Source organism: uncultured Aquincola sp., assembly GCF_964001545.1.
Taxonomy (GTDB): domain Bacteria; phylum Pseudomonadota; class Gammaproteobacteria; order Burkholderiales; family Burkholderiaceae_C; genus Aquincola.
Genome location: NZ_CAXFDV010000671.1, coordinates 1 through 2,893, shown reverse-complemented (window position 1 = coordinate 2,893; position 2,893 = coordinate 1). Strand labels below are relative to the sequence as shown.

Genomic DNA, 2,893 nt, shown 5'->3' with positions numbered 1-2,893 from the left:
TAGTCCTTGTCGAACAGGTTGTCCACGCGCGCGAACTGGGTGAGCTTCCAGGCGCCGATGCGCTGCTCGAAGCCGGCGCGCAGGGCGGTGGCCACGTAGCCGGGGGCCTGGGCGGTGTTGGTGTCGTTGGCGCTCAGGCGGCTGGCGCCGCGGACTTCGGCGGCGCTGCTGAAGCCGCTGGCCAGGTGGCGCCAGCCCAGCTCGCCGTACAGCACCTGTCGCGGCACGCCGGGGATGCGCTTGCCCGACAGGTCGGCGCCGGCAGGCGTTACCAGGTCGCGGTATTCGGCGCGGGTGTTGGTGTAGGCCAGCGTGGCATTGAAGCCGGCCGGCAGCGTGGCGTCCATCGACAGCTCGATGCCTTCACGCCGTGTCTTGCCGGCATTGGCATACACGGTGCGGCCGCCGCTGGAGCCGGCAGAGACCACCTCGTTGCGCGTGTCGGCACGGAACAGCACCGCGCTGGCGCGCACGTTGCCCCCCAGCCGCGCCTTGACGCCCGCCTCGTAGTTGCGGCTCTTGGCGGCTTGCAGGTCGAAGTTCAGGCCCGGCTGGCTGCCGGTGCGGTAGGCCAGTTCGGCGAAGGTGGGCGTCTCGAAGCCACGGCCCAGCGAAGCGAACAGGTGCAGGTCGGGGCTCAGCTGGTGCAGCACGCCCAGCACCGGGCTGGTGGCGCTGTAGCGGGCCGAGCCGCTGTCGTCGGGGTTGGCACCGGTGATGAAGCGGTCCTTCGACTCAAACCTCACCACGCTGTGCCGCAAGCCGCCGGTGAGCTTCCAGGCCGGCGCCACCTGCCAGCTGCCGATGATGAACTGGTCGAAGCTGTTGACGGTGTCGTCCTCGTCGCGGCGCAGCGCACCCGCGGTGCCGGCGGTGTTGACGAAGCCTTGCCGGTGCTCACGCATGCGGTCGTAGGCCAGGCCCACGGTGATGGAGCGCTGCTCGTCGCCCAGCCGCCATTGCAGCCCGGTGCCCGAGAAGTTGCGGTCCAGGTCGACCACGCCGCCCGACGAGGTGATGCCCTGCGCCGACAGCGGCAGGCCCAGGTACTGCGTGAGCTGGCGCTGGCCGCCATAGACGCTGGCTTCCACCGCGCCGCCCAGCAGCTGCGGATGGCGCCACACCAGGCCACCCTGGGTGTGCTTGATGCTCTTGCGCGTGTCCTGCGCCAGCGCATTGGTGCCGGCCTGGCGGGGGTCGGCGTCCAGCTGCGCCTGCGTCAGGCCCAGCGGGTCCTGCGTGTCGGGCTGGTCGAGTGCATTGGCGATGACGACGATGCTGGCGCCGTTGTCCAGACCAAAACGCAGCCGCGCATTGGCCAGGTCGCGGCGGGCGGCGCTGTGGTCGCGCGAGCCGTTGGTCTCGAAGCGCGAGACGTTGCCGGTGGCGCCGAAGCTGCCGCTGGACACGCCGAAGCGCACGCCGGTGCGCCAGGTGGAGTCGCTGCCGCCCATCACGCTGCCTTCCACGAAGGGCTTGCGCGGCGCGTCGTCGCCGATCACGTGGATCACACCGCCCGAGGCATTGCCGTACAGCGCCGCGAAGGGGCCGCGCAGCACTTCGATCGCGCCGGCGCCTTCCAGGTCGAGCAAGGCGGTCTGGCCCTGGCCATCGGGCATGGTCAGCGGTATGCCGTCCTGGATCAGCCGCACGCCGCGCACGCCGAAGGTGGCGCGGGCGCCGAAGCCGCGCGACGACACCTGCAGGTCCTGCGCATAGTTCTGGCGGTTCTGCACCAGCAGGCCGGGCACGCGGGCCACGCCTTCGGACAGGTTCACGCGCCACTGCTGGTCGCGCAGCGCTTCGCCATCCACCCGGTCGATGGAGGCGGGCACGTCGAAGGCGCGCTCGGCACTGCGGGTGCCGGTGACCACCACCGACTCGACGTTGGACGTTTGCGCCTGCACCGTGGTGCAGGCCAGCAGCAGGGCGCAGGCGCGTGCCACCGCATGGGGTTTCATGTCTTGTCTCCTGTGTGTAGGACTGTGAGCGAGGTTAGCCCATGCAGCCGCACATCCAGGAGCGGGCCTCTACCGAGCTTGCTGCACGCTGTCGATGAAGAGCTTGATCGACGCGATGTCCTCGTCGCCCAGCACGCCCTTCCACGACGGCATGCCCTTGTCGGGCCGGCCGCCGCGCACCGTGGTGTGGAACACCTCGGTCATCTCGTCGCCGTAGCGGCGCGTGAGCTTGCGCAGGTCGATGCGGGCCTCGGGCGACTGGGCATTGGGCCCGTGGCAGTGCGAGCAGTTGGTGTTGAACAGCGTCTTGCCGCGCAGCACGCCATCGGCGCCGGCCGCCGGGGCGGTGCTGCTGCCGGCCGCCTGCGCCACCACCGCGCCACCGGCCTGGGCGAACAGGCCCGTCAACGGGCCGGCTGCCGCCAGCCGCACCGGGGCAGCGTCCACCGCCGCCATCTGCAGCGCGGGCCCGGCCGGAAAGCCGTAGCGCGCCGACAGGCCGGTGAGCCAGCCCTGCAGCCCATCGAGCTGCTGCTGCACCCGGGCGCGCAGCGCCGCGTCGTCGCGCCGGAAGCCGATGGCCACCGGCCAGGCCATGTCGGGACCGTCGGTGGCCAGCACCTGCCAGCGTTCACCGAAGCGCTCGCGGTTCAGGTAGCCGGCCGTCGGGCCCCACAGCCAGGCGGCGTCGGCCTGGCCGTCGGCCAGGGCCTGCAGGCCTTCTTCGGCCGAGCGCACCGTCACCGGCTGCATGCCCGGCGTGGTGGCCAGCAGCTGGTGCGGCGGCGTCAGCAGCTGCACCGCCACCCGCTGGCCGCGCAGCGCGGCCAGGCCGTCCACCCGCTGGCCGGGCGGCTGCACCAGGGCATAGCGGTGCACGATGAAGGGCGCCGACATCACCACCTGCGGCCGCATGAAGTCGCCTTCGGCGG

General features: G+C 71.8%; 2 protein-coding genes. Both read right to left on the bottom strand.

Annotated elements, in window-relative coordinates; genetic code table 11:
- Positions 1-1,961, bottom strand: a 1,961-nt coding sequence (locus ABNT58_RS23685; protein WP_348755858.1) for a TonB-dependent receptor, incomplete at its 3' end; no start/stop codon positions are given.
- Between the two features lie 69 nt (positions 1,962-2,030).
- Positions 2,031-2,893: transporter substrate-binding domain-containing protein (locus ABNT58_RS23680; protein WP_348755857.1), on the bottom strand; the 863-nt coding region annotated here is incomplete at its 5' end.